This window comes from Saccharothrix sp. (assembly GCF_031180885.1).
In the GTDB taxonomy this organism is placed as follows: domain Bacteria; phylum Actinomycetota; class Actinomycetes; order Mycobacteriales; family Pseudonocardiaceae; genus Actinosynnema.
Genome location: NZ_JAPSLK010000001.1, coordinates 267,300 through 286,665, shown reverse-complemented (window position 1 = coordinate 286,665; position 19,366 = coordinate 267,300). Strand labels below are relative to the sequence as shown.

Annotated in this window: 15 protein-coding genes; 7 read left to right on the top strand and 8 right to left on the bottom strand. The window is 71.0% G+C overall.

What is annotated here, in order from left to right:
- Nucleotides 1-56: 56 nt before the first annotated feature.
- The 3 genes from RIN75_RS01485 to RIN75_RS01475 form a co-directional block, all read right to left on the bottom strand.
- Nucleotides 57-878, bottom strand: coding sequence for a transporter substrate-binding domain-containing protein (locus tag RIN75_RS01485; RefSeq protein ID WP_309109892.1), 822 nt, complete (start codon nt 876-878; stop codon nt 57-59).
- 156 nt (nt 879-1,034) lie between these two features.
- The gene (locus RIN75_RS01480) at nt 1,035-3,710 is read right to left on the bottom strand and encodes a glucosidase (RefSeq protein WP_309109891.1); all 2,676 of its coding nucleotides are present in this window, start codon (nt 3,708-3,710) and stop codon (nt 1,035-1,037) included.
- A gap of 219 nt (nt 3,711-3,929) precedes the next feature.
- On the bottom strand, nt 3,930-5,342 hold the full coding sequence (locus RIN75_RS01475; RefSeq protein WP_375295884.1) for a M20/M25/M40 family metallo-hydrolase: 1,413 nt from the start codon (nt 5,340-5,342) through the stop codon (nt 3,930-3,932).
- Between the two features lie 442 nt (nt 5,343-5,784).
- Here RIN75_RS01475 and pdhA point away from each other — a divergent pair, with 442 nt between their 5' ends.
- The 4 genes from pdhA to RIN75_RS01455 all read left to right on the top strand — a co-directional run bounded on the left by pdhA (nt 5,785) and on the right by RIN75_RS01455 (nt 11,063).
- Nucleotides 5,785-6,978 (top strand): pyruvate dehydrogenase (acetyl-transferring) E1 component subunit alpha, encoded by a 1,194-nt coding sequence (gene pdhA / locus RIN75_RS01470; protein WP_309109890.1) that lies wholly within the window; start codon nt 5,785-5,787, stop codon nt 6,976-6,978.
- Nucleotides 6,978-8,000 (top strand): alpha-ketoacid dehydrogenase subunit beta, encoded by a 1,023-nt coding sequence (locus tag RIN75_RS01465; protein WP_309109889.1) that lies wholly within the window; start codon nt 6,978-6,980, stop codon nt 7,998-8,000. Before pdhA ends, RIN75_RS01465 begins: the two co-directional genes overlap by 1 nt.
- Nucleotides 8,001-8,013: 13 nt before the next feature.
- A complete protein-coding gene (locus RIN75_RS01460; RefSeq protein ID WP_309109888.1) occupies nt 8,014-9,438 on the top strand; it encodes a dihydrolipoamide acetyltransferase family protein in 1,425 nt (474 codons plus the stop codon).
- A 722-nt stretch (nt 9,439-10,160) separates the two neighbouring features.
- Complete coding sequence (locus RIN75_RS01455) at nt 10,161-11,063, top strand: MerR family transcriptional regulator (RefSeq protein WP_309109887.1); 903 nt, start codon at nt 10,161-10,163, stop codon at nt 11,061-11,063.
- A gap of 62 nt (nt 11,064-11,125) precedes the next feature.
- On the opposite strand, the gene RIN75_RS01450 is transcribed toward RIN75_RS01455, so the two are convergent.
- Complete coding sequence (locus tag RIN75_RS01450) at nt 11,126-12,343, bottom strand: acyl-CoA dehydrogenase family protein (protein WP_309109886.1); 1,218 nt, start codon at nt 12,341-12,343, stop codon at nt 11,126-11,128.
- Nucleotides 12,340-12,981, bottom strand: coding sequence for an SCP2 sterol-binding domain-containing protein (locus RIN75_RS01445; RefSeq protein ID WP_309109885.1), 642 nt, complete (start codon nt 12,979-12,981; stop codon nt 12,340-12,342). The genes RIN75_RS01450 and RIN75_RS01445 overlap by 4 nt, the downstream gene beginning before the upstream one ends.
- A gap of 101 nt (nt 12,982-13,082) precedes the next feature.
- Between RIN75_RS01445 and RIN75_RS01440 the strand changes: the two genes are divergently transcribed.
- On the top strand, nt 13,083-13,760 hold the full coding sequence (locus RIN75_RS01440; protein WP_309109884.1) for a TetR/AcrR family transcriptional regulator: 678 nt from the start codon (nt 13,083-13,085) through the stop codon (nt 13,758-13,760).
- Here the strand turns inward: RIN75_RS01440 and RIN75_RS01435 are convergent.
- Both RIN75_RS01435 and RIN75_RS01430 read right to left on the bottom strand, forming a co-directional pair.
- Nucleotides 13,757-14,569 (bottom strand): MaoC/PaaZ C-terminal domain-containing protein, encoded by an 813-nt coding sequence (locus tag RIN75_RS01435; RefSeq protein ID WP_309109883.1) that lies wholly within the window; start codon nt 14,567-14,569, stop codon nt 13,757-13,759. The genes RIN75_RS01440 and RIN75_RS01435 overlap by 4 nt on opposite strands.
- On the bottom strand, nt 14,569-15,888 hold the full coding sequence (locus tag RIN75_RS01430; RefSeq protein WP_309109882.1) for a 3-oxoacyl-ACP reductase: 1,320 nt from the start codon (nt 15,886-15,888) through the stop codon (nt 14,569-14,571). Before RIN75_RS01430 ends, RIN75_RS01435 begins: the two co-directional genes overlap by 1 nt.
- Nucleotides 15,889-15,972: 84 nt before the next feature.
- Between RIN75_RS01430 and RIN75_RS01425 the strand changes: the two genes are divergently transcribed.
- Nucleotides 15,973-17,250: an acetyl-CoA C-acetyltransferase gene (locus RIN75_RS01425; protein ID WP_309110418.1), complete on the top strand. Its 1,278-nt coding sequence runs from the start codon at nt 15,973-15,975 to the stop codon at nt 17,248-17,250.
- 6 nt (nt 17,251-17,256) lie between these two features.
- Here the strand turns inward: RIN75_RS01425 and RIN75_RS01420 are convergent, their stop codons facing one another.
- Nucleotides 17,257-17,877 carry an SIMPL domain-containing protein gene (locus RIN75_RS01420; protein WP_309109881.1) on the bottom strand — a complete coding sequence of 207 codons (621 nt, stop codon included), beginning with the start codon at nt 17,875-17,877 and terminating at the stop codon, nt 17,257-17,259.
- Nucleotides 17,878-18,009: 132 nt separating this feature from the next.
- On the opposite strand from RIN75_RS01420, the gene RIN75_RS01415 reads away from it, so the two are divergent.
- Nucleotides 18,010-19,203: an ATP-binding protein gene (locus tag RIN75_RS01415; RefSeq protein ID WP_309109880.1), complete on the top strand. Its 1,194-nt coding sequence runs from the start codon at nt 18,010-18,012 to the stop codon at nt 19,201-19,203.
- The last annotated feature ends 163 nt before the right edge of the window (nt 19,204-19,366 follow it).

The following is a 19,366-nucleotide window of genomic DNA, read 5'->3' as shown; positions in this document are numbered from 1 at the left end:
GACAAGAGCCGGGGCCGGTGCGGCGTGAGCACCGGCCCCGTGGGCGGTTCAGCCGGTCACTTCTTCTCCGGCTTCTTGCCGAACCACTTCTCGTAGATCCGGTCGTACTCGCCGTTCTCCTTGGCCTTCTTCAGCACCTCGTTGACCTTGGCCTGGAGGGCGGTGTTGCCCTTCTTCATGCCGATGCCGTACGCCTCGCCGGTGGCGAACTCCTTGGTCACCGCGGTGTCCGGGAACTCCTTGACGTAGTCGTAGAGCACGCCGTTGTCGTTGATGGCCGCGTCGACGGCGCCGGTGCGGACGGCGGTCTCCATCAGCGGCAGGTCCTCGAACTCCACGACGGTGTAGCCGTGGGCCGCGGCGTTCTTGTTGGCGTACTCCTCACCGGTGGTGTCCTGCTGGACGCCCAGGCGCTTGCCCTTGAGGTCGGGCAGGTCCTTGATCGGCGAGTCCTTCTTCACCAGCAGGGCCTGCGAGGCGTCGAAGTACGGGTCCGAGAAGTCGATCGCCTTCTTGCGCTCTTCGGTGATCGTCATGCCGGCGGCGGCCAGGTCGCACTCGTTGGTGGCGAAGACCGTGCCGGAGGTGATGTTCTCGAACGGGGTGTCGAAGATCTCCTGGGTGACGCCCAGCTCCTTGGCCACCAGGTCCACCAGGTCGACGTCGAAGCCGACCGTCTTGTCGCCCTCCGAGAACTGGAAGGGCTTGTAGGACAGGTGCGTGCAGGTGACCAGCTTGCCGCTCTTGACCAGGGAGATGTTGTTCGACCCGCTGTCCCCAGACGAGCCGGTGTTGACCTTTTCGGCGCAGCCCGCCACCACGACCGCTAGGGCGATCGCGGGGAACAAGGCGAGCACGTTCCTGGTACGACGGGCCACGGCGTCACTCCTCGTAACTGTGTCGGTCGAGTGTTCGGCATACTGCCACTTGGGTGACGTGGTGCACAGCACGCGCGTGTTACAGCCCGAAGTGACGCATGAATCTTGCGTCACAGAGGCCTTTCAAGCACAAGATGTTCAGGCGTTTGGGCTAAATCACACAATAGATACACCCAGAGCGCCGGTTTGACGACGATCTGTCAACAGCGACGCGACCAGCGCGGTCCAGCCCGTCTGGTGCGTCGCGCCGAGTCCCTCGCCCGTGTCACCGTCGAAGTACTCGCTGAAGGTGACGTGTGATCGCCACAGCGGGGAGTCGGTCGCCTCGATCCGCTTGCCGTCCGCCGGCCGCCGCCCGTCGTGGTCCGGCAGGAACAGCGACACCAGCCGTCTGACCAGCTCGTCCGCCGCCTGGCCGGCCGTGACGTGCCGGGTCGACCGGGTGGGAAGTTCCACGTGGAACCGACCCTCGTGGAACGACTCGACCGTCCGCAGCGCCTCCACCAGCAGGGCGTTGGTCGGGAACCACACCGGGCCGCGCCAGTTCGAGTTGCCGCCGAACATGGGCGTGCGGGACTCGCCCGGCTCGTAGCCCATCCGGTGCTCCTGGTCGGCCACCTGGACCTCCAGGCCCTCCCGGTGCGCCGCCGACAGGCTGCGGATGCCGTGCGGGGACAGGAACTCGCTCTCGTCGAACATGCGGCCCAGCACCCGGCGCAGCTTGCGCTCGTCCAGCAGCGACAGCAGCGCCCGGTTGTCCTGCCTGGTCAGGAACTGGTTCAGCTCCGGCCGGCGGGCCAGCAGGTACTCCAGCCGCCGGGTGAACCCGGGCAGCTCCTCGAACACCCACGGCTCCAGCACCGCGCACGCCAGCACCGGGATCAGGCCCACCATCGACCGCACCCGCACCGGCTGCGACTCCACGGTGCCGTCCGGCAGCCGCCGGGTCACCACGTCGTAGCAGAAGCCGTCCGCCTCGTCCCAGATCCCGCTCTTGCCCGAACCGAACCGGGTGGACGCCTCGGCGATGCTCAGGAAGTGCTCCACGAACTTCGTGGCCACGTCCTCGTACGACTCGTCGTGCCGCGCCAGCTCCAGCGCCATCCGCATCAGGTGCAGCGAGTAGGCGGCCATCCACGAGGTCGCGTCGGACTGCTCCAGCCGCCACTGGCCCAGCATCGGCTCCGACCGGTTGACCGGGCCGATGTTGTCCATGCCGAGGAACCCTCCCTCGAACAGGTAGCTGCCGTCGGCGTCCTTGCGGTTGACCCACCACGAGAAGTTCAGCAGCAGCTTGTGGAAGACCTTCGCCAGGAACTTCCGGTCGTGGTCGACCTGGTAGACCTGCAGCGCCGCCCACGCGTGCACGGGCGGGTTCACGTCGCCGAACTCCCACTCGTAGGCGGGCAGCTGGCCGTTGGGGTGCATCAGCCACTCCCGGCACAGCAGGAGCAGCTGCTCCTTGGCGAACGCCGGGTCCACCTGCGCGAACGGCACGGTGTGGAACGCCAGGTCCCAGGCCGCGAACCACGGGTATTCCCACTCGTCCGGCATGGAGATGACGTCGGCGACGTCCAGGTGCCGCCAGTGGGCGTTGCGGGCGTGCGGCGACTGCCGGGACTTCGGCGCGGCGGGCTGCGCGGGGTCGCCGTCCAGCCACTCCCGGGTGCGGAACCGGTAGTGCTGCTTGGTCCACATCAGCCCGGCCAGGGCGCGGCGCACGACGTTGGCGCGCAGCGGGTCGAGGTCGGTCTCGTGGAACGCGTCCGCCTCCTGCCGCCGGTCTTCCACGGTCGACTCGAACGTCGGGCCGAACGCGTCGATGTGCCCGTCGCCCGCGATGAGCCGCAGCCGGACGGTCACCGACTCGCCGGGCTGGACCGGGTCGAACGAGTACCAGGCGGCGGCCTTGGTGCCCGGGTCGCTGGTGTCGTGCGGGCCGACCACCCGGCACGCCTTGCTCTCCCCGCGCACGACGTACCGGTCGATGCCGTCCTTGGTGTACGGGGTGGGGTTCTCGGCGGCCCCGAACAGCTCGACCTCGTTGGTCTCGTTGTCGGTGACCAGCAGCGTCGGGGTGCCCTCGACGTGCAGCGTGTAGCGGCCCAGCGCGGCGTGCTCGGCGGTGACCCGCCGCCAGCCGTCCTCGGTCGACGCGCGCAGCGACGGGCGGCGCTCGTCCCGGCCCCACGCCCACGTGTTGCGGAACCAGAGCTGGGGGAGCAGGTGCAGCGGGGCCGGGTCCGGGCCGTGGTTGGTGGCGGTGACCTCGACGCAGATGTCGATGGGCGAGGCCTTCGCGTAGGTCACCTGGACGTCGAAGAACCGGTTCCCGTCCAGCGCCCCGGTGTCCGACAGCTCGGGCTCGCGCTCGTTGCGACCGGCGCTGCGGGCCAGTTCGCGCAGCTCGGCGTAGGGGAACTCGGCCTGCGGGTACCGGTAGACGACCTGCATCCACGAGTGCGTGGGGGTGCCGTCGGTGACCCACCAGTGCTCTTTGACGTCCTCGCCGTGGTTGCCCTCGTTGTTGGTCAGCCCGAAGTACCGCTCCTTGAGGATCGGGTCGCGGCCGTTCCACAGGGCGATGCCGAGGTTGAGGAACCCGTGCACGTCGCAGATGCCCGCGATGCCGTCCTCGCCCCACCGGTAGGCCCGCGCGCGGGCGTGCTCGAACGGGAAGGAGGTCCAGGCGTCACCGCCGGCCGAGTAGTCCTCCCGCACCGTGCCCCACTGGCGCCCGGCGAGGTAGGGACCCCAGAGCCGCCAGGGAGCGGTGGGCGAGTCCGACTCGCCCAAGCGCACCCGTTCGGCCTGCTGCCGTTGCTCGTTCACCGGGCCAGTGTGCGGCATCGATCCAGTAAAGCGGTTACCGACGGGTTAGGGTCACAGATCACGCCCGGCGTCGCTGCTCGCCGGCAACGGACCGTTACCGAGGGTGGGCGGCTCCTGCGACCTCCTCACCCGAGCCGCGCACGAGGACGCTCGTCCGTGTCCGCCGCGGCAGGGTGGAGGCGGGCGGCCGACCTCCGCCGGCTCGCCCGCTTCCGCCTGTCACTTGCGCTTGGCGTGTGAATCGAGGACGTGCGCGACGCCCTCGGTGATCCGGGCCGCGTGGGCCAGGTTCAGCCACTCGTCCGGCACGTGGCAGTTGCTGTCCGGACCCACCGCGCCGGTGACCAGGAACTGGGCCTGCGGGTACGCCTCGTGCAGCAGCCCCATGAACGGGATCGAGCCGCCCAACGCCACCGTCCGCCACGGCGCGTCGAACACCTCCTTGCCGACCAGGTCCAGGGTCTCCCGCAGCCACGGGGCCAGCTCGGGCGCGTTCCAGCCGTCCGCGTGCTCGACCCGCGACAGCTCGACCGTCGCGCCGTAGGGCACGTCCGTGGTCAGCTTCTCGACCACCGCGTCCAGGGCCGCCTTCGAGTCGGCGGTCGGCGGCAGGCGGAAGCTCAGCACCAGGGTCGTGAACGGCCGCAGCACGTTGCCCGCGTCGTCCGGGGCGGGCAGGCCGTCCGCGCCGGTCACCGACAGGGTCGGCCGCCACCCGGCGTTGAGCGCCAGCTCCACCTCGTCCTGCGCCATCGGACCCGTGGACCCGGCCCACGGCACCGACCCGGCCAGCACGCCGGGCGCGGCGGCGACCGCGTCGCGGACCTCGGCGACCCGGTTCTCCGGGACGTCCACGTGCATCTCGCGCACCAGCACCTCGCCGGTCGCGGAGTCCTCCAGCCGGTCCAGCAGCTGCCGGGCGATCCGGAACGAGCTGGGCACGATGCCGCTGGCCATGCCCGAGTGCATCCCGCTCTCCAGCACCCGCACGGTGAACGTGACCTGGGTCAGCCCGCGCAGGGACGTGGTCAGCCACATCCGGTCGTAGTCGTTGCCGCCCGAGTCCAGGCACACCACCAGCGACACCTCGCCCAGCCGGGGCTTGAGGTGCTCCAGGTAGGCGGGCAGGTCGGGGCTGCCGGACTCCTCGCCGGTCTCCAGCAGCACGACGCACCGGGCGTGCTGCCCACCCGCCGCGCGCACCGCCTCGATCGCCGCGATCGCCGCGTACCCGGAGTAGCCGTCGTCGGCCGCGCCGCGCCCGTAGAGGCGGCCGTCCCGCACGACCGGCGTCCACGGGCCGAGGCCCTCGGACCAGTTCGCCACCGGCGGCTGCTTGTCCAGGTGGCCGTACATCAGCACGGTGTCCCGGGTGTCGGCCGTTGCCGGCACGTCGACCAGCAACAACGGCGTCCGGCCGGGCAGCGTGACCACCTCGACGGTCGCGCCCGGGTCACGACCGACCAGCCAAGCGCGCACGTGCTCGATCGCGGCGGCGAGGTGCCCGTGCTCCTCCCAGGCCGGGTCGAACGCCGGGGAGATCGCCGGCACGGCGACGAGTTCGGACAGGCTGGGGAGGATGTCGTCGTCCCAGAGCCCTCGGACGGTACGGGTCAGCGCAGAACGGTCCACACGTCGAATCCAATCACGGGTTGGCGTGTTCACCAGCCGGGCAACCCCTTGAAAACCCGACCTTCGGACGTCCACCGTTGCCGACCGGGAAGGACCCAGCTCTTCGGCGGGGGTCGAAGCCGACCGGACGTGTTCACCGGCGTACGGACGGTGGTTAACGATCGGTAACCGGGACGCGGATGTCCGCAAAACGAACACCTCGGTCGGACTGCCGAAGATTGGGCTTCCTACAGTTCTCCCTGTTCAGGAGGGTGCGCCGACTGTTACAAAGTGGGACGGGGCTCACCAAGCCGGGTGAGCGCGTGTCAGGATGTGGATAGGAACACCGCCAGCGCCGACGGTTGTCCGACCTCCCCAACCCAGGGTGGCGGCGACTGGCGGTGCCGCCGCGCAAGGTCGTCACAAGCGACTTGGCGGCCTCGAAGACGAGGAGTAAGGCGCAATGTCGTCCCCTGAGAAATGGACGCACCCGGGGCCGGACAGCCCACCGGCGACCGCCGCCAAACCGACCGCGGAACAGGTGATCGCAGGCTTGCGAGCGACAGACGAGGGCGGCGCCGACCTGGTGCAGCTGCTCACCCCCGAGGGCGAGCGCGTGCACCACCCGGACTTCGACATCGACATCACGGCCGAGGAGCTGCGCGGGCTGTACCGCGACATGGTCCTGGTGCGCCGGGTCGACCGCGAGGCGAACGCGTTGCAGCGCAAGGGCCAGCTCGGCATCTGGGTGCCGCTGCTGGGCCAGGAGGCCGCGCAGATCGGCGCCGGCCGGGCCATGCGGCCCGACGACATGGCCTTCCCGAGCTACCGCGAGCACGGCATCGCGTGGTGCCGCGGCGTCAAGCCGACGGACCTGCTCGGCATCTTCCGCGGCACCGACAACGGCACGTGGGACCCGGTGAAGCACCGCTTCCACCCGTACACCATCGTGATCGGCAACCAGGTGCTCAACGCCGCCGGCTACGCGATGGGCCAGAAGTTCGACGGCAAGGTCGGCGACGACGACGGCGAAGCCACCATGGTCTTCTTCGGCGACGGCGCGACCAGCCAGGGTGACGTCCACGAGGGCTTCGTCTGGGCCGCGGTGTACGACGCGCCGCTGGTGTTCTTCTGCCAGAACAACCAGTGGGCCATCTCCGAGCCCACCGAGCGCCAGTCCCGCCTCCCGCTCTACCAGCGGGCGCGCGGCTACGGGTTCCCCGGCATCCGGGTCGACGGCAACGACGTCATGGCCACCCTCGCGGTCACCAGGTGGGCGCTGGACGAGTGCCGGCACGGCAACGGCCCGATCCTCATCGAGGCCTTCACCTACCGCATGGACGCGCACACCACGTCCGACGACCCCTCCCGCTACCGGCTCTCCGACGAGCTGGAGCTGTGGAAGCTGAAGGACCCCATCGAGCGGGTCAAGGTGCACCTGGTCAAGCAGCAGTGGGCCGACCAGGACTTCTTCGACTCCGTCGAGGCCGAGGCCGAGCAGATCGCGATCGAGCTGCGCGACTACTGCGTCAACCTGCCCGACCCGCCCGCCGAGCGGATCTTCAGCGAGGTCTACGCCGAGGGCAACCCCGTCCTCGAGGCGCAGCGCGACGAGTTCCTGGCCTACCACGCCGGTTTCGCGGGAGGTGAGCACTGATGGCTGCTCCGACGATGGACCGACCCACGTCCGCCGCCCCCGCCGCGGTGCAGACCATGACCATCGCCAAGGCCATCAACAACGGCCTGCGCGCGGCGATGGAAGCCGACCCCAAGGTCATCGTGATGGGCGAGGACGTCGGCAAGCTCGGCGGCGTCTTCCGGATCACCGACGGCCTGCAGAAGGACTTCGGCGAGCAGCGCGTGCTCGACACCCCGCTCGCGGAGTCGGGCATCATCGGCACGGCCGTCGGCCTCGCCATCCGCGGCTACCGCCCGGTGTGCGAGATCCAGTTCGAGGGCTTCATCTTCCCCGGCTTCGACCAGATCGTGTCGCAGGTCGCCAAGCTGCACTTCCGCACCCAGGGCCGGCTCAAGCTGCCCATGGTGATCCGGGTGCCGTTCGGCGGCGGCATCGGCGCGGTCGAGCACCACTCCGAGTCCCCCGAGTCGTACTTCGCGCACACCGCGGGCCTCAAGGTCGTGTCGTGCTCCAACCCGGCCGACGCCTACTGGATGATCCAGCAGGCCATCGCGTCCGACGACCCGATCCTGTTCTTCGAGCCCAAGCGCCGGTACTACGAGAAGGGCGAGGTCGACACGACCACCGCGCCCTCGCCGCTGTTCCAGTCGCGCGTGCTGCGCACCGGCACGGACGCCACCCTGGTCGCGTACGGGCCGATGGTCCGCACCGCCCTCGACGCCGCCGCGGCGGCCGAGGAGGAGGGGCGGTCGCTGGAGGTCATCGACCTGCGCACGCTGTCCCCGCTGGACCTGCCCCCGGTCTACGAGTCGGTGCGGCGCACCGGCCGGCTGGTCGTGGTGTCCGAGGCGCCCAGCGAGTCGTCCATCACCAGCGAGATCGCGGCCAAGGTGCAGCAGGAGTGCTTCTACTCCCTGCAGGCGCCGGTGCTGCGGGTGACCGGGTTCGACACGCCGTACCCGCCGTCGAAGCTCGAGGAGGAGTTCCTCCCCGACCTGGACCGGGTGCTGCACGCCGTCGACCGTTCACTGGCCTGGTAAGGGGACACTTGGGATGCCGCAGTTCAAGCAATTCCCCCTGCCGGACACGGCGGAGGGGCTGACCGAGGCTGAAATCCTCACCTGGCACGTCCAGCCCGGTGACACGGTCAAGGTCAACGACATCATCGTGGAGATCGAGACCGCCAAGGCGGCGGTCGAGCTGCCGTGCCCGTGGGACGGCGTGGTGACCGAGCTGCTCGCCGAGGTGGGGCAGACGGTGGAGGTCGGCGTGCCGATCATCACCATCGACGTCGACCCGTCCGGCGCGGCGGCCCCGGCTCCGGTCGCGGGCGCTCCGGCGATCAACGGCACGGCTCCGGACGCGACCGAGGGCCGGGTGGCCAACCTGGTCGGCTACGGTCCGAAGTCGGGCCCGGCCAAGCGCCGGCCCCGCGTCGCCCCGCCGGCCGCCCCGGCTCCGGCCGCCGCTGCTCCGGTCGCCCCGGCTCCGGCCGCTGTCGCGCCGGCACCCGCCGCACCCGCTGCCGTGGCACCGGCCGCCGCTGTCCCGACGAGCCCCGCGCCGGCGGGCTCCGCTCCGGCCGCGAGCGGTTCCCGGTCGCCCGGCGGCTACGTGCCGCTGGCGAAGCCCCCGGTCCGCAAGCTGGCCAAGGACCTGGGCGTCGACCTGTACGCGCTGACCGGCAGCGGTCCGAACGGGGTCATCACCCGCGAGGACGTCGAACAGGCCGTCGCCGCGCCCGCGGTGACGCCCGCCGCGGCCCCCGTGGCGACCGGCGCGCGGGAGCGTCGCGTGCCGATCAAGGGCGTCCGCAAGGCGACCGCGCAGGCGATGGTGGACAGCGCGTTCACCGCACCGCACGTCACGGAGTTCCTGACCATCGACGTCACGCCGATGATGGAGCTGCGCGCGCGGCTGAAGGACACGCCGGAGTTCCGCGGCGTGAAGCTCACCCCGCTCGCGTTCTGCGCGAAGGCCGTGGTCCTGGCGACCCGCCGCACCCCCGACGTCAACGCGACGTGGGACGCGGCGGCGAACGAGATCGTCTACAAGGACTACGTCCACCTGGGCATCGCCGCCGCCACCCCGCGCGGCCTGGTGGTGCCCAAGGTCCGCGACGCCGACCGGATGTCGCTGCGCGAGCTGGCCGTGGCGCTGGACGAACTGGCCACCACGGCCCGCGACGGCAAGACCGCGCCCGCCGACATGCTCGGCGGCACCATCACCATCACCAACGTCGGCGTCTTCGGCGTCGACACCGGCACGCCCATCATCAACCCGGGCGAGTCCGCGATCCTCGCGTTCGGCGCGATCCGCGACATGCCGTGGGTGGTGGACGGCCAGGTCGTGCCGCGCAAGGTGTGCCAGTTGGCGCTCAGCTTCGACCACCGCGTCGTCGACGGCCAGCAGGGCTCGCAGTTCCTGGCCGACGTGGGCCGCCTGCTGTCCGACCCGGGCGTGGCGCTGACGTACTAGGAAGGATCGACGCCGGGGGCCTGCGGGCCTCCGGCGTCCTTCTTGCGCCGCAACGCTTCCGCGAACTCCTCCACGGTGGCGTACGTAACCGCACAGCACCTCGACGCACGTCTGCCGCTGCCGCTCCCAGTCGTCGGCCAGCGCGCCCATCGCGTACACGCCCGCCAGCCGCACGGCGAAGCTGTCGTGCCCGAGCTGCTCGGCGGCCTTGGCGTACCGCTCGTTGAGCAGCTTGACGTCGTCCCGCTCCTCCTGCCGGGTCGCGATGTGGTGCGCGGCCTCGGACACCTGCTGCCGCCGGTACGCGACCGCCAGCGCCACCACCGCACCGAGCCCGCCGACCACCGCGAGCCCGATCTTGAGCAGGTCCAGCAGCTCGGTGGTGGTGAAACTGGTCGCCGTGGGCAGCCGCGGCCGCCCCAGCAGCCAGTGCAGCCCGAACCCGGTCGCGGTCGCGGTCACCCCGGCCACCAGCAACCACCGCCCCGCCCACCGACCCGCGCGTGCCGACCGTCACCGGCTTGGGCCCCTTGTCGGGCGTTTCCGTGCCCCGCTCCAGGTGCCGGGCGACGCGCAGGAAGAACAACACGAGCACCGTGGCCCCGAACGCCGCCGTTGCCGGTCCGTAGGTGTCGAGGTAGGCGCGCACGGGTGGTGATCGTGCCGGATCATCGCGTTATTCGGTTGAAGTTCCAGCAACTGGAGAGTTCAGGGTGGTCGGCGTGACGCACTACTCGATCGGCGAACTGGCGCGGCTGACCGGCCTGTCCACCAGGACGATCCGGTTCTACTCCGACTCGGGCCTGGTCCCGGTGGCGGGGCGGACCACGGGCGGCTTCCGCACCTACGACGTCGACGGGCTGGCGCGGCTCAAGCTCGTCCGCACCCTGCGCGACCTGGGCGTCGACCTGCCCACCGCGCACCGCGTGCTGGCGAGCGAGGTGTCCGTGGCCGAGGTGGCCCGGACGCACGCGGAGGCCATCGACGCGCAGTTGCGCACGCTCCGGCTGCGCCGGGCCGTGCTGCGCGTGGTGGCCCGGACCGGGGAGGTGCAGATGGTGCACGAATTGGCGCGGCTGTCGGAGGAGGAGCGCCAGGCGATCCTCGACGACTTCTTCGACGAGGTCTTCGGCGGCCTGGACTTGGACCCGACCTTCCACGACCGGATGCGCTCGGTTCGAGTGGAACTGCCCGACGACCCGACGCCGGAACAGTTGGAGGCGTGGATCGAACTGGCCAACCTGGTGCGCGACAAGGACTTTCGAGCCTCCATCCGAAGGATGTCCGTCCGCCACCAGGAAATGCGCGCCGAGGGCGCCGACCTGTCGGGTCCCAGCGCCGAACAGATGGAGGTCTTCCAATACGCCATGACCAGGGCCCGCGAAGCCCTGGCGGCAGACATCCCCCCAACCTCCCCCGAAGGCCGCCACATCGCCGCCGAGATCAACACCCGCTGGTCCGAGGTCCTGGGCGTCCCGGTAGGCGACGACCTGTCCCGCTGGCTGGACGAGTTCGGCGAACCCAGGGCAGAGCGCTACTGGGCCCTGCTGGCCAAGATCAACAACTGGCCCCCGGTCCCCGACACCACCGCCGAACGCAGGTGGCTCTCCGAAGCCGGCGGCTGAGAAGGCGAAGGGGCGGGGTTGTCCGCGCCCGGAAGACCTCGCCCCGTCCCCCGCCTGTCACATCACCGGATGTGCATCCCCGAGATCGCCCGCGCCACCACCAACCGCTGGATCTCGGAAGTCCCCTCGAAGATGGTGAAGATCTTCGCGTCCCGGTGCATCCGTTCCACCGGGTGTTCCCGCGTGTACCCAGCCCCACCAAGGATGTGGATCGCGCGCTCCGTAGCCCACACCGACACCTCGCCGGCCTTGAGCTTGGACATCGACCCCTCGCCCGCCGTGAACGGGACGTTGTTGCGCCCCATCCACGCCGCCCGCCACACCAGCAGGCGGGCCGCGTCGATCTCCATCTTCATGTTCGCCAGGTCGAACGCGATGGACTGGTTCTCGATGATCTTCCGCCCGAACGCCTCGCGGTCCTTCGCGTACGCCAGCGCGTACTCGTAAGCCGCCCGCGCCACCCCGACCGCCATCGCGCCGACCGTCGGCCGGGTCGTCTCGAAGGTCGCCATCGCCGCCTGGCCGCCGGCCGACACGCCCTCCCGAGCCCGCGCCAAGCGCTTCTCCAAGCGCTCCCGACCGCCCAGCAGGCACCGGCCCGGCACCCGCACGTCGTCGAAGAACACGTCCGCCGTGTGCGACGCCCGCATCCCGTGCTTCTTGATCTTCCCCGGCGACGACAACCCCGGCGTCCCCGGCGGCACCACGAAGGCCGCCTGCCCTCTCGAACCCAGCGAAGGATCGACAACGGCCGTCACCACGTGGACGTTGGCGATCCCGCCGTTGGTCGCCCACGCCTTCTGCCCGTTGATCACCCACTCGTCGGAAGCCTCGTCGTACACCGCCCGCGTCCGGTACCCGGCCACGTCCGACCCCGCCTGCGGCTCGGACGCGCAGAACGCCGCCAGCTTCGGCTCGTCCGGCGTCCCGAAGCACTCCGGCACCCACTCGGCCAACTGCTCCGGCTCGCCGGAGGCGAAGATCCCGGCCGCCGCCAGCCCGGTCCCCATGAGGGCCAGCGCGATCCCGGCGTCACCCCAGAACAGCTCCTCCACCGCGATCGGCAGCGACAACCCGACCGGGTCGGCGAACCACGTCGCCAGCGCCTCGAACCCGTACAGGCCGATCTTCGCGGCCTCCTGGATCACCGGCCACGGCGTCTCCTCCCGCTCGTCCCACTCGGACGCGGCGGGCCGGATCACGTCGGCGGCGAAGCCGTGCACCCAGTCGCGCAGGTCGCGCTGGTCCTCGTTCAGCTCCAAGGAGAACAACGCGGTCACGCCTTGGGGATGTCGAAGAGGCTCATGAAACCCGCCGCGAAACCGAGGTCGCCCTTGACCTTCAGCTTGCCGGTCATGAACAGGACGGGCGCGGACGCGTTGCCGGTGGCCAGTTTGAGGAACTCCACCGGGCCCAGGGTGACCGTCGCCCGCGACTCGCGGGTGGCGCCCTTGTTGATGGTGCAGCTCGCGTCCTCGATGACGGCCTCGTAGACGTCGTCACCGGATGCGCCGCCGGTCAGGCGGAAGTGCACGACGGCCCGCGTGGCGCCGGCGCGGTCGGTGCGGAAGTGGACCTCCATGCGGCGGAAGACCTCGTCCAGCACGCGTTCGCGCAGGCCGGGGCGCGCGGTGACGGCCTCGATCTGCTCCTTGGACGCGCGTGACACGATCCGGGCGAAGTTCTGCGGGTCCATCTTGGCCAGGTCGAGGTCGGCGCCCGCGTCCGCGAGGTCACCGAGGGTGCCGAGGAGGTCGGCGAACTCGTCCTGTCCGAGCTTCTTGGGGTCGATGCCGCGCGCGATGACGTCGATGTCCAGTTCGCGCAGCGCGGGGTCGGCCGGGTCGACCTGCTGGAGCGCCTTGATCAGGTCTTTCGGGCTCAGCTTGGCGATGGCCTCGGTGGTGAGGTTGGTCATGGTGGCACCTCCGCGTACCTACTGGGCGGTAAGACTACTGGTGAGTAGGTAGGCTGGCAAGGAGCGCGGAGTAATCTTGCGCCCAGCCTTCAGGGGGTGCGATGCACGCAGAGCAACCGGTCAGCGCCGGACGAGCCAAGAGACTGCCCCGCGCGGTGCGCGAACGGCAGATCATGGACGCCGCGGTGGACGTCTTCTCGCGGCTGGGTTTCCACGCCGCGTCGATGGACGAGATCTCCGAGGTCGCGGGCATCTCCAAACCCATGCTCTACGCGTACCTGGGCTCCAAGGAGGAGCTGTTCGCGACCTGCATCCGCCGCGAGTCCACGCGGATGATGGAGGCCATCGCGAACGGCGTCGAGGCCGACCAGCCGCCGGACGTCCAGCTGTGGAGCGGCCTGCGCGCGTTCTTCGGTTTCGTCGGGGAGAACCGGTCGAGCTGGCAGGTCCTGCACCGCCAGGCATCCTCCCAGGGCGGCCCGTTCGCGCAGGAGTTGGCCGACATGCGCGGCCGGGCGATCAGCCTCGTCGCCGCGCTGCTGGTGCACTCCGCGGACTTCCCCAACGTCCCGCGCGCCGGCGACAAGGAGGCCGAGTCGCTGGCTGCCGCGCTGGTCGGCGCGGCCGAGGCGCTCGCCGACTGGTGGCTGGACAACCCGGACGAGCCCGCGGGCGTCGTCGCCGCCCGGCTGATGAACCTGGTCTGGATGGGCTTCGGCGACCTGGTCGAGGGCAACATCTGGCACCCGCCCTCACGGCGGGCGCCAGAAGGGGACTAGCGGCTGATCACGCCCTCCAGGTGCGGCTTCGTCGACCACAGCGCGAACCGCCACCCGTCGGCGGTCGGCGACGCGGAGAAGTCCACCTTCCCGGGCAGCAGGATCGGCGCCTTGAACCGGACGTCCACGGTGAACGCGCCCGGCAGCCGGCCCTCGAACGCCGCCACGCAGCGCGCCTTCGACCACATCCCGTGCGCGATCGCCCGCGGGAAGCCGAACGCGCGCGCGGTCAGCGGGTGCAGGTGGATCGGGTTGCGGTCACCGGACACCTCGGCGTACCGGCGGCCGACGTCCCCGCCGACGCGCCACACGCCGGTGGGCTCCGGCGGCTCCTCCAGACCGCGCTCGTTCTCCGCGGACCCGGAGCCCGACCCGCCGCCGATCCGGAGATATGTCGACACGTCGACCCAGACCTGTTCGCCGCCCGCCGACACCGCCGACACCACGTCGAACTGCCGGCCCTTCTCGTGCGGGCGCAGGTTCTCCAATCGCACGGCCATGTCCAGCGGCTCGTCCGCCCGCAACGGCCGCACCCGCGTGATCCGGTTCGCCACGTGCACCAAGCCGGGCAACGGGAACGGGAACCCCGGCCCGGTCATCAGCTCGATCTGCGTCGGGAACGCCAGCACGTGCGGGTAGGTCACCGGCAGCTCGTCGCGCACCCCGAACCCGCACACGCGGTTGTACGCCGCCAGGTGCTCCCGATCGACCTCCACCCGCAACTCGCGCGAGGACGCGGGCAGCGTCGACCCCTTCCGGGTGAACCCGGTGAGCGCGGCCTTGGCGTACAGCCAGGTCAGGTTCCCCATCACGCCCCCAGCAGGCTCTGCCCGCACACCCGCACGACGTTGCCGTTCACGCCGGAGGACGCCGGGTGCGCGAACCACGCGATCGCCTCCGCCACGTCCACCGGCAACCCGCCCTGCGACAGGCTGTTCATCCGCCGACCCGCCTCGCGGATCATGAGCGGCACGGCGGCGGTCATCTTGGTCTCGATGAACCCGGGCGCGACCGCGTTGACCGTGGCCCCGGTGCCCGCGACGGTCGAGGACAGCGAGTCGACCATGCCGATCACGCCCGCCTTGGTGGTCGCGTAGTTGGTCTGGCCGACGTTGCCCGCGATGCCCGCGATGGACGAGACACCGATGATCCGGCCGTTGGCGCGCAGCGCGCCGGAGTCGAAAAGGGCCTGGTTGACCCGTTCCTGGCTGGACAGGTTCACCTCGATCACGGCGTTCCAGCGGCCCGCGTCCATCCGGCCGAGCGTGCGGTCACGGGTGATGCCCGCGTTGTGCACGACGATGTCGACCCCGCCGTGCCGCTGGGTCACGTGTTCGACGATCCGCTTCGGGGCATCCGCCGACGTGATGTCGAGTTGGAGGGTGGACCCGCCCACCTCGTTGGCCACGGCCGACAGCTCGTCGCCCTGGCCGGGCACGTCCAGGCAGACGACGTGCGCGCCGTCGCGCCCGAGGACCTGCGCGATCGCCGCGCCGATGCCCCGGGACGCCCCGGTGACCAGCGCGACCTTGCTCGCCAACGGCTTGTCCCAGTCGTCGGGGACCTCCAGCGGACCGGTGCCGATCCGCACCACCTGGCCGGACACGTACGCCGAGCGCCCGGACAGCAGGAACCGCAGGGTGGACTCGAAGTTGCCCTCCGCCCCCTCGGCGACGTACACGAGCTGGGCCGTCCCGCCGTGCTTGAGTTCCTTGCCGACGCTGCGGGTGAACCCTTCGAGCGCGCGCTGCGCGACCCGCGACGCCGCTTCGGCGGGCGGTGTGCCCAGGACGACGACCCGGCCGCACGGGCCGAGCGACCGGATCACCGGGTGGAAGAACTCGTACAGCTCGCGCAGCTTCTCCGTGGTGTCGATGCCGGTGGCGTCGAAGACGAGGGCCGCGTACCGCTCGCTCTCCTTGGCCTCGGTGACCACGTCGAGCCCGATGGACTCGCACACCTCGGCGACCGGCTCGACCAGTCGTCCGCTCCCGCCGAGCAGCACGGGGCCGTCCAGCGCGGGCTTCCCGGGCGTGTGCCGGCGCAGGGGGTACGGGTTGGGCAGGCCGAGCTTGCCGACGACGAGACGCCCGAAGCCGGACTTGGCGAACGACTGGTAGCGATCCATGCGCACATCACACTCCCTACTCAGTAGTAAGTCTACTGACGAGTAGGTAATATGGACAACACACACCCGTACCGGGAGGACGACATGGCCGACATCCGCAGGGTTGCCATCCTGGGCGGCAACCGAATCCCCTTCGCGCGCTCCAACGGCCCCTACGCCACGGCGTCGAACCAGGACATGTTCACCGCGGCCCTGGACGGCCTGGTCGGCCGGTTCGCGTTGCAGGGCGAGCGGCTCGGCGAGGTGGTCGCGGGCGCGGTGCTCAAGCACAGCCGCGACTTCAACCTGGTGCGGGAGTGCGTGCTGGGCAGCGCCCTGTCCGCGGAGACCCCGGCCTACGACGTCCAGCAGGCGTGCGGCACCGGTCTCCAGGCCGTGATCGCGGTCGCGAACAAGATCGCGCTGGGCCAGATCGAGGTCGGCATCGCGGGCGGCGTGGACACCACCAGCGACGCGCCCATCGGCGTGAACGAGGACCTGCGCGGCGTGCTGCTGGAGTTCAACCGGGCCCGGTCGACCGGCGCCAAGCTCAAGGCCGTCACCAAGCTGCGCCCCAAGCACGTCGTCCCCGACATCCCCCGCAACGGCGAACCGCGCACCGGCCTGTCGATGGGCGAGCACGCGGCGATCACCGCCCGCGAGTGGGGCATCGCCCGCGAGGACCAGGACGCCCTGGCCGCCGCGAGCCACCACAAGCTGGCCGCCGCCTACGACCGCGGGTTCTTCGACGACCTGCTGACCCCGTTCCAGGGCCTGACCCGGGACCAGAACCTGCGCCCCGATTCGTCGGTGGAGAAGCTGGCCAAGCTCAAGCCGGTCTTCGGCCGCGGCGAGGGCGCCACCATGACCGCCGGCAACTCGACCCCGTTGAGCGACGGCGCGTCCACGGTGCTGCTGGCGAGCGAGGAGTGGGCGGCGTCCCGGAACCTGCCGGTCCTGGCGTACCTGACGTTCACCGAGACCGCGGCGGTCGACTACGTCCACGGCGGCGAGGGCCTGTTGACGGCCCCGGCCTACGCGGTGCCCCGGATGCTCGCCCGCGCGGGCTTGTCGTTGCAGGACTTCGACTTCTACGAGATCCACGAGGCCTTCGCGTCCCAGGTCCTGGCCACCCTGAAGGCCTGGGAGGACGCCGACTTCTGCAAGGGCAGGCTCGGCCTGGACGCCCCGCTCGGCCCGATCGACCGCGCGAAGCTCAACGTCAACGGCTCGTCGCTGGCGGCAGGCCACCCGTTCGCGGCCACCGGCGCGCGCATCGTGGCGACGCTGGCGAAGCTCCTGGCGGAGAAGGGCTCGGGCCGCGGCCTGATCTCGATCTGCGCGGCGGGCGGCCAGGGCGTGACCGCGATCGTGGAGCGCTGACGGCCCTCAGTCCAGAAGGGACCAGGTCGCGGTGCAGCGGACGGTGACCGTGATCTGTTGGGCTTCCAGGTTCAGCTGGTCCATCTGCGGCGGCGCGCCCGGTGCGCCGCCGTAGCCCGCCACCGCCCGCACCGACTCCATCGCCCACATCTCGCTGTCCCCGTCGGCCAGCCGCAGCAACGTCCCCAGCCGCGCGCCCAGGGCCTCGGCGTACCCCTCGGCGCGGCGGCGCGCGTCCACGACGGCCTCCTTCTGCGCCTCCCGCACCGCGTCCGTGTCGGACGCGAGCTGCCACGACGGGCCGTTGAGCCACGTGGGTTCGGCGGCCACCAGGGCGCCCAGCAGGTCGTCGAGCTGGTCGAGGTCGTCGATCCGCAGCGTGTAGGACTGCGAGGCCCGGCTGCCGGACCGGCGCTTCCCGTTCCAGTTGTCGTGCACGTTGAGTTGGCGCGACCGCACCTCCACGCCGGGCCGCGCGAGCAGCGGCTCGACCGACGCCACCCGCCGAGTCAGCAGGTCGACCGCCTCCCCGCGGGTCGCGCCGGAGGTCTCGAAGTTCACCTGCACCTCGGCGCGGTCGGCGGTGCGCTCGACCTTGCCGGTGCCCTTGGTCACGACTTCAGCCACGGCGCCCAGCCAACTCGCATGCCGGATCATGCGCAACGATAAGACGATCTAGTACAAACACTAGACAGATTAATAAGGCGCGACACGCGCCGAGTATTGGATCGGCCGTAGACAGCTCGATACCGTCCGAGGATGGACCCGGTCCGCAACCCGTTCGCCCCCGGCGCGGGGCAGCGCCCGCCCGAGCTGGCGGGGCGGGACAAGGAGCTGAGCGCGTTCGACGTGGTCCTCGAACGGGTCGCGCGCGGCCGGCCGGAGCGCAGTCTCGTGCTCACCGGGCTCCGCGGCGTCGGGAAGACCGTGCTGCTGGGCGAGCTGCGGTCCATGGCGGTCAAGCGCGGGTGGGGCGCGGGCAAGATCGAGGCCCGGCCCGAGGCGGGCCTGCGGCGACCGCTGTCCGCCGCGCTGCACCGGGCGATCCGCGACCTGGCCGTGCGGCACCGCGCGCCGGACCGGGTGGAGGCGGTGCTGGGCGTGCTCAAGGCGTTCGCGCTGAAGGCCAACCCCGAGGACGCGAAGCTGCGCGACCGGTGGCAGCCGGGCATCGACGTGCCCGCCGCGCAGGGCCGGGCCGACTCCGGGGACATCGAGATCGACCTGGTGGAGCTGTTCACCGAGGTCGCGGAGCTGGCGCAGGACGTGGGCACGGGCGTGGCGCTGCTGATCGACGAGATGCAGGACGTGCGGGCGGACGACGTGTCGGCGCTGTGCGCGGCGTGCCACGAGCTGTCCCAGTCGGGTGCCCCGCTGGTGGTGGTCGGCGCGGGGCTGCCGCACCTGCCGGCCGTGCTGTCGGCGTCCAAGTCGTACTCGGAGCGGCTGTTCCGGTACGTGCGGATCGACCGGCTGTCCCGCGAGGACGCCGACCGGGCGGTGCTGGCGCCGGTCGAGCGGGAGCAGGCGGGCATCCACGACGAGGCGCTGGACGCCCTGTTCGACGCGTCCGGCGGCTACCCGTACTTCATCCAGGCCTACGGCAAGGCCGCGTGGGACGCCGCGCCGGCCGACCCGATCACCCCGCTGGACGTGGCCGTCGCCGCGCCCGAGGCGGACGCCGAGCTGGCGGTGGGGTTCTTCGGGTCGCGGTACGAGCGGGCGACGCCGGCCGAGCGCGAGTACCTGCGGGCGATGGCGGAGCTGACCGACGGCAAGGACGCGGGCGTGAACACCGCGCAGGTCGCCGACCACCTGGGGCGCAAGCCGTCGTCGCTGTCGCCGGCGCGGGACAGCCTCATCAAGAAGGGCCTGGTCTACAGCGCGGAACGCGGTCAGATCGCGTTCACCGTGCCGCACTTCGGGCGGTTCCTGCTGGGGCGCGAGGACTGATCTCCGGTCGCATCGGGTTCTCTAGCGGTCACACTGGAGAACCGTCGCTGGGCTGTCCGGCGGAACCAGGTGACATCCAGGCGAATCGAGGGTGTTGAACGGGTAGCCACCGGAGATTCATCGGCTTGTGCCCCATCTCACCGGATAATCGGGTGCGTCGCGG